The organism is Mongoliibacter ruber (genome assembly GCF_003003005.1).
Classification (GTDB): domain Bacteria; phylum Bacteroidota; class Bacteroidia; order Cytophagales; family Cyclobacteriaceae; genus Mongoliibacter; species Mongoliibacter ruber.
In genome coordinates, this window is sequence record NZ_PVTR01000028.1 from 1 (window position 1) to 7,671 (window position 7,671).

The window sequence follows — 7,671 nt, forward strand, 5'->3', positions numbered from 1 at the left end:
TCTCCAGCAGAGCCTGGTTCCGCTTTGCCTGACGGTAATTAAAGTAGTAAACAAAAGATAAAAAAACACCTTCTTGCTAGTAATTTAACATAGAATAAATATCCAATATCTATTAGTATCACTTTGCCAAAAAAACCTCGTTTAATTGATTAGTGGCATGATTACGGATAATCATATAAATTAAAATTGCCTTATTGAAGTCCCAAATTTCGAATTGCTTTTTTTTCTAAAGACCAGGTTACGGATTCAAACCTTTAACTTGGATATTAACTAACTATTATACAATTATTTGGAGCCTTAATTTATGTTCAAGCTTCAGCATCTCTAAGGTTTTGAAAGATTTCTATAAGTCATTCAAAAACCCAATCAAAGCGCGGTTAAATGCTTTTGGATTATCCTGATTGGCTATATGATTGGCACTGGGAATTTCCACACATTGGCTAGTAGATTCCTTTTTAGACCAGGCTTTGGAAGCCTTTCTGATAAAGCCCAAATCCTTATCTCCATAAAGGATAAAAAGGGGGGCTTTGGGTGGCTGAGGTGAGGGATCGATTAGGTCATAGCACATGTCAGTAGTAACCTGTAAGACAAATTTTTTCCCCGTATGCGATATGGAAGCGGATAAGTATTCCTGAACTTCCTTCTTTACCGCCCGGTGTTTTCCAAACGACTTATAAAACATTTTTTCGGGAATCAAGCCGATTAAAAAGATAAAAGAGGGAACGAGCTTCTTTGCCCATTGCCCGATGTGCGATTGCAACTCAATTCCTGGGGCATGTACCACAGCCAAAACTTTATCGGGATGTTTGAGCTGAAAATGCTGGGCAACCATACTGCCCAAAGACTGTCCCACCAAAATTGCTTGGGCAATTTGAAGTTCTTCTATAAGCTCGTTCAAACAATCGGCAGAAATTTCGGTAAATCGCTTATGGTAATTTTTCAAGGTAGAAGCACCATGACCTGGTAAATCCCAGACCAAGATCCTATACAGTGACGCTAATGGTTTTATTTGTTCCTGAAAAGTATGGTGATCCATACCAACTCCGTGGATAAAAACCAGTGTTGGACCATTCTCATTGCCTAAAAGCTCAAAGTATAAATCTCCATAAGAACTAGAAAACAAAGCTTTTTTCATAGCTACCTATTTATGTTATTCAATACATCATTTAAGCAGTTATTAAATGTCTCAGGGTTGTCTAGGTTGGCAACATGTCCGACTCCTTCTAGTTCAATCACCTTTGCCAATTTGTTTTTACGCATGGCATTCAGTGTTGAATCCAACATTCCATTAATCCCCTTATCAAATTCACATCTGATCAATGTGTAGGGGACGGTGCTCTGCGCAATTAATCCCGTAAAATCATAATTTACCAAATTATACCTGAAATGAGGAATAGCCAATGTAGCTTTTACAAACATTTGAAAGCATATTTCTTTCGCTGACTCATTCATGGCCGTTTGGGAAGCCATCAAATTCAAGTACCAATTTTTAAAGTAACGGAGCATAAAATCATCAAAACCCCTAAAAACCGGAGCCATAAATTTGGGGAATTTCATTTGTCCTGTAGTACCGAAAGTGGTCAAGCTTGCGAACCTTTCATGCATTTGGCTGACTACTAAAAAACCTAGTACTCCTCCGGCGGAATTACCGACAAAATGGATACTGCTCAAATCCAAGTCTTTGATCAATTGGATGATGTCTGCTGCGAAAAGATCCAAAGTGTATTGATCCGTGGTGTTGGGTGAAGGCTTTGGAGAATCTCCATGTCCCCTTAAGGATAGAGATACTACCTGATATCGATCAGAAAAAAAATCCTGCTGTATTTGGAATTGATTGGCATTTCCTCCAGCTCCGTGGACAAAAAGTAGCGTTTCTTTATGTCGGTTTCCAGTGCTTAAATAATTCAGTCTTATTGAATTCATTTCTAAATGATCATATGCCTAAATTGATAAATCCTTTCTTTTACCATAACTACTGCTTAGCAGCCATACTACAAACAATCCGAATATGAATGAGGAAGAAGCCGTTTCTACCATATGGCTCAATCTCACACTGGCTAAGGGCATCAATGGATTAGGGAGGATATGGACCAAATGAGGAATAGCAAATAGTAACCCCACCAGAAAGGCAGTAAGCCATCTATTTACCTTTGAACCTAAAATGACAGGCATTGCTATCAGAGCAAATAAAATACCTCTGAACAATTGCAGGATCATAAGGCTAGGTGTACCTCCAAAAGTATCCAAAGTATGGGGAAGAAAAGGCTTAATTTCTCCCGGGCTTCCATAAAAGTCCCTGAGTTCGGGATTTTGCCAAGCGATATAGTATCCCGCCAACCAATAAATGATCAGATAAACTACCGCAATAATTCCCAGTTTCAGCAGTAACTCTTTTGCAGAAATGTTCATCCTTTTTGGCAACTGATGGGTATTCTCATCCCTCTTCCATTTGCCACAAATGAGTACTGCTAACGGTATATAAATTAAGGGTATGGATAAGCCCATAATAAATAACCTGGGAAGCAAAGGGGGCGGCACGGTTGTCTCACTCAGAAAATACCAGGACTCAATCTGCGTGAGTAAGGTAAATGAACCGTAATATGCAAATGCTAGCCCTGCTGCCAAACGCCAACCGTACCAGCGGGAGGTAACAACGAGACTTACAATTAAAGCCGTATTAATGATTCCCAATAGCAGCAAGCCAATGTTTTCATCCATCAAACCAGGTTCAGATGGATATTCAGGAGTCAGTGTCCCCATAGCCATCGTTCCCAATATCCAGATGGGAAAATAGATAATTAGCAATAATATAAACCTTAGGCTCAACCTTAATATTCTTTTCGCTTCCATTTTTTTTGATTTCCAAGTGAACCAGCACCTATATTCGATGTAATTCCAATAAAGGCCATGTCAATAATGATAATAAAGTATTCTTAATCACTCCAAAACATTAATCTTAATCCTGTCTATAATTCCTTTATAATACACATAATCACCTTCTGGCAAGTGCCACACAATTTTCACTTTCTCATTGATTTTAATACTGCCTTGCATTTTATAACTTTCAACTATTGCAGAAAATCGAACTTTTTTATAAGTGTTTTTCCCAATAGAAAAGTAGCGGTCGTTTGTTTCAAAGTGTGTAAATAATCCTTCTTTATTGAAGTGAAAAACCCCGGATACTTCAATTCCGCTATCGGTAAGTATTCCTCGAACTGATAATTCATCAATTTGCTCCCATTTAACATTGTCCAACAATAGGTAGCCTGGTATGAACATAAATTCACAGAAGGTTGTAATCAAGGCAGATTGTGCAGTTTCTCTACTGTTGTCAAAAACAACTCTTATTAAATTGAAGAGCTTTCCATTCATTTCTCCATAACCATCACGATAAAGGTCACGGGCAGCAACAGGCATAGACGAAAACTTCATATAGGCTACGCGACCTATGGGTTTTACCGAGTTAAATTGAGTAGTATGCAGTCTTCCCCAATTCTTTTCAGGAGACATTTTTAACCAGCTTTCAGCCCAGTAAATATTGGCATTTACTGGCACTGCTGTATTCATATAGCCACAAACACGAAGGTATTTTTTAATGGGGTTCGGTAAATCCTTAATCAGTTCTTCGGAAAACGTTTCAGTCTTATAAACCTTACTTCGTTCGAGTAATTCAGTCCTGTCATTGAAATACACTTTTTTCATACCAGTATAACTTATGAATAAACATAGAAATAATACTCTTGCAATGTTTTAGAAACCTAATTCAGCTACTGCCTAGGGCACCAAAATGCCCGACTCTTTTACAAAATTCCGGTAAAGCTTTTTGCAAAATTAGAAGGAGAAGGTCAAGACAAATATGAGCACCCTCAATAAAAATAATGACTTTAGTCATCACAAAATTTATCTTTCAGGGACTTGACACCACTTAATAGATAGATGACCATGGTGTTTTCTTCAATTTCTTTCCGGATATCAAAAACACCTAATGCAGCTTACAGGTCACTGTCAATCGCAACCTGAAAATTGGTTATACTAGAAGGTCTCATAAAAGGGACAATATCATCCCCTAATTCACTGAAACGAAGGACATGAAATTCATTGATCTTTGATCTGACTGGTGTATTTGCGGCTTCATAATAATCATTAAAGTCTTTATAGGTTGTTATATGTAAGTCATCGCCCATTGCTTCCGGATTATCTTTTCACAGGATTCACAACAAACTTTTGATGGTTTTTAACATCAAACCAGTGGCTTTTCTGTGGCCCCTTCCATTGATCTGATTGGTTGCCCCGCAGAAATACAGGTCTGCCTTGGGATTATAAAAAGCAAAGGAGCCTGTCTGTCCCCAAAATCCCAGAATTTCACCTGGATATTTGAAGGGAGAAAGTATCCATGGAATCCACAATTTCTCCAATCCTATACCAAAGAGAAACAATCCTGGAGGAGGTAAAATCATCTTCCATTGTTTCATGGATTCTATCTTTTCTTTTGGGAAAAAGACACCCGAAAAAAATGCTTTAAGAAAGATCATTACCTCATCCACAGTGGAAACGATCCCTCCCTCCGGAGCAATGGAGGCCATGTATTGGGGCAACCATAATTTTTTAGCACCATAGTAAAAGGGTGTTGGACTGGTGTCGCTTGGATCATCGTAGATATAGGTGTTTTTCAATCCGAGGGGTTCAAAAATAAAAAGCTTCATCACCTCCTGGATAGGTTGCCCGGTAACTTCTTCAATGATTTTACCCAAAAGCTGGTAATTGGAATCTGAGTAGGCCGCTTTGGCACCGGGTTTAAAATTTGGCTTTAGTTTTTTAATGAGACCAATGGTTCTGTCTAATGGCCATGGCTCATCATGGCCATCCAACAGTTCATCTGCTACAGTCTTCCCATTCTTCTGTTGGTGGAAAAAATAATCAGGAATACCCGAGGTATTGCTGATGAGGTGTTTGATGGTGATTTGATTGGAGTAATCTGTTCCTTTGAGTACATGAATGCCATTGCAGTATTGGTCAGGTAAATGTTTGATGATCAGGTCTTCAAGAGCAATTTTACCCGCTTCAATCAGTTTCATCACGATGACTGTGATGTACATTTTTGTTACAGAAGCGATAAAATACCTAGAATCTACATTCATATCTCCTGCCGTACCTGACCAGGATATGTTACCAGATCCGTCTTCCACTTTCATCGCAATACTATAAACACTTTTATTGTCCACTGCTTTTTGAAGGGACTGTTGAAGCAATTCAGAGATGATTTTCTGGCCCATTTTTTAATATAGATTAGATAATTTCCTTCCTATGAACCAACTCCTGTGGATCAGTTCAAATCAAACTCAAGCCCAATTTTGTATGCATGTAGAGATGTACGAATTTCTTCCAAAATCAATGGATCATCAATAGTAGAAGGCATCTCAAAATGGACCCCATCCGCAATATTCCGTATGATTTTTCGCAGGATTTTTCCTGAACGGGTCTTTGGAAGTCGTTTCACAATGATGGCAGATTTAAAATAGGCAATCGCACCGATTTTTCCCCTGATACTTTGAATCAATTGTGCCTCCAGCTCTTCTTGTGAAATGGGCTTGCTGTCTTTTAATACAACCAGTGCGACAGGTCTCTGCCCCCTGAGTTTGTCTGCAATGCCCACCACTGCGCATTCGGCTACGGCTGGGTTTGCTGCCACAATCTCCTCCATTTCACCTGTTGATAGGCGGTGCCCGCTGACATTGATGACATCATCTACCCGACCCATGATATAGAAATAGTTGTCTTCGTCTTTATAGCCGCCATCTCCTGTGAGGTAAAACCCTTCAAACCTTGATAAGTATGATTTGTGGAACCTATCATCATCTTTCCATAGGGTAGGGAGGCAGCCTGGTGCCAATGGTAGCTTGATCACTACATATCCTTCCATATTGGCATCGAGTAACTGACCCTCTTCTCCCATAATCTGTATATCATATCCTGGTACTGGAGTAGAAGAGGAGCCTGGCTTGATAGTCTTTAAGCCTAGACCAGCCATATTGGCCAACATCGGTGAACCGGATTCAGTCTGCCACCAGTGATCGATTACAGGCACCTGAAGCAGTTCACTTACCCATTCATAGGTTGCCGGATCACATCGCTCCCCGGCTAGGAAAAGGTATTTTAAAGAACTTACATCATATTTAGTGAACAAAAGCCCTTCACTGTCCTCTTTCTTAATGGCACGTATGGCAGTAGGTGCTGTGAAGAAGGTTTTTACCTGATGCTGTTCAATGATTCTCCAGAATGTTCCTGCGTCAGGTGTCCGTATTGGTTTACCTTCAAAAAGAATAGTAGTGCAACCGCTGATAAGAGGAGCGTAGACAATGTAAGAATGTCCTACTGCCCAACCAATGTCAGAAGCCGCCCAGAAAACTTCCCCCGGATGGGTGTCATAGACGGCTCGCATGCTGTATTTCATGGCTACCGCATGTCCTCCATTATCTCTGATAATTCCTTTGGGTTTGCCTGTTGTCCCTGAGGTGTATAGAATGTACAAGGGGTCATGTGCATCTACAGGAATATAACTTTTGGCCTTCGCAGATTGAAGCGCTTGATTCCAGTCCAATTCTTTTTCCGAAAAGAGTTCTGCCACCATCATTGGCCTTTGAAAAATGATATGGAAGTCTGGTTGGTGAATTGATTCTCGAAGTGCCGCATCAATCAAAGGTTTGTATGGAATGATCCTGTCAAACTCAATTCCACAGGAAGCAGAGAGAATGACTTTTGGCTTGGCATCGTCGATTCTTATCGCAAGCTCATGTGATGCAAACCCACCAAAGACAACAGAGTGGATGGCACCCAGTCGGGCACACGCCAGCATTGCAATCACCGCCTCCGGAACCATGGGCATATAAATGATCACAGTATCTCCCTTTTCCACACCTTTCGAGTCCAACAAACCTGCAAAAAGTGCTACCTTATCCCTGAGTTCCTTATAGGTGAATTTTACTACACTTTGAGTGACAGGAGAATCATAGATCAAAGCAGTTTGATCCGCTCTTCCACTTTTTACATGGTGATCGAGGCAGAGATAAGAAGTGTTTAATTTACCTGCTTCAAACCAACGGAAAAATCCATTTTCGTTTTGTGAAAGAATTTTTTGAGGAAATTCAAACCAGGCAATATCTTTTGCCTTTTCTCCCCAAAACAGTTCAGGGTTTTCCTTTGATTGTTGAAACTCATGAGAATAAGTCATTTGAGCAAAATTTAATAGTAAACAGAGGTTGGGGTTTGTCTATTCTTATTTTAAAAATAAGGTAAAGACTGTAAAAAATTAGTGTTTTTTACCTCTTTAAATTTAGGATGAAAACGCAAACTATCAAATAGTATGTAGCATAATGTAAATATGAAAGGGTAGGTGGTTTTTGGGGTGTTGGACTTTTTTACAACCTATCCCTCCGGGAGGCAAGTTTACGACACATTTTTTTTCCGCAGATATCGCAGATGAACGCAGATAAGCCTCGCTTTTGACTCATAACGCCGAAATTACCTACACGTACAATCCGCCCAACCTTTAACATTTTTAATTTTTCACAGCCATAAGAAGTCTGATTCAGTGATATCAATGGTTAATTTTTTTGCGGTTTAAGTAGGAATATCTTAGACCCCAAAGGGGTCAAATGTTAATAGCCTCGGGTT

General features: G+C 39.7%; 6 protein-coding genes. All 6 read right to left on the reverse strand.

All coding sequences use genetic code 11. The features are described from left to right. Positions 1-343: 343 nt before the first annotated feature. Positions 344-1,135: an alpha/beta fold hydrolase gene (locus tag CLW00_RS20970; protein WP_106135677.1), complete on the reverse strand. Its 792-nt coding sequence runs from the start codon at positions 1,133-1,135 to the stop codon at positions 344-346. A gap of 2 nt (positions 1,136-1,137) precedes the next feature. Further along, positions 1,138-1,923 carry an alpha/beta fold hydrolase gene (locus tag CLW00_RS20975; RefSeq protein ID WP_106135678.1) on the reverse strand — a complete coding sequence of 262 codons (786 nt, stop codon included), beginning with the start codon at positions 1,921-1,923 and terminating at the stop codon, positions 1,138-1,140. An 18-nt stretch (positions 1,924-1,941) separates the two neighbouring features. Next, a complete protein-coding gene (locus tag CLW00_RS20980; RefSeq protein WP_146131473.1) occupies positions 1,942-2,850 on the reverse strand; it encodes a hypothetical protein in 909 nt (302 codons plus the stop codon). A gap of 87 nt (positions 2,851-2,937) precedes the next feature. Next, positions 2,938-3,702 carry a DUF6544 family protein gene (locus tag CLW00_RS20985; RefSeq protein ID WP_106135680.1) on the reverse strand — a complete coding sequence of 255 codons (765 nt, stop codon included), beginning with the start codon at positions 3,700-3,702 and terminating at the stop codon, positions 2,938-2,940. 509 nt (positions 3,703-4,211) lie between these two features. After that, positions 4,212-5,273, reverse strand: a complete 1,062-nt coding sequence (locus tag CLW00_RS20995; RefSeq protein WP_106135681.1) for a serine hydrolase domain-containing protein — start codon at positions 5,271-5,273, stop codon at positions 4,212-4,214. 50 nt (positions 5,274-5,323) lie between these two features. After that, positions 5,324-7,228, reverse strand: coding sequence for an acetate--CoA ligase (locus CLW00_RS21000; RefSeq protein WP_106135682.1), 1,905 nt, complete (start codon positions 7,226-7,228; stop codon positions 5,324-5,326). Positions 7,229-7,671: the final 443 nt, after the last annotated feature.

What these genes read in the sequence shown, in the direction of transcription:
- CLW00_RS20970 (WP_106135677.1), bottom strand. Translation starts at nt 1,135, where the DNA reads ATGAAAAAAGCTTTGTTTTCTAGTTCTTATGGAGATTTATACTTTGAG.
- CLW00_RS20975 (WP_106135678.1), bottom strand. Translation starts at nt 1,923, where the DNA reads ATGAATTCAATAAGACTGAATTATTTAAGCACTGGAAACCGACATAAA.
- CLW00_RS21000 (WP_106135682.1), bottom strand. Translation starts at nt 7,228, where the DNA reads ATGACTTATTCTCATGAGTTTCAACAATCAAAGGAAAACCCTGAACTG.
- CLW00_RS20995 (WP_106135681.1), bottom strand. Translation starts at nt 5,273, where the DNA reads ATGGGCCAGAAAATCATCTCTGAATTGCTTCAACAGTCCCTTCAAAAA.
- CLW00_RS20980 (WP_146131473.1), bottom strand. Translation starts at nt 2,850, where the DNA reads ATGGAAGCGAAAAGAATATTAAGGTTGAGCCTAAGGTTTATATTATTG.
- CLW00_RS20985 (WP_106135680.1), bottom strand. Translation starts at nt 3,702, where the DNA reads ATGAAAAAAGTGTATTTCAATGACAGGACTGAATTACTCGAACGAAGT.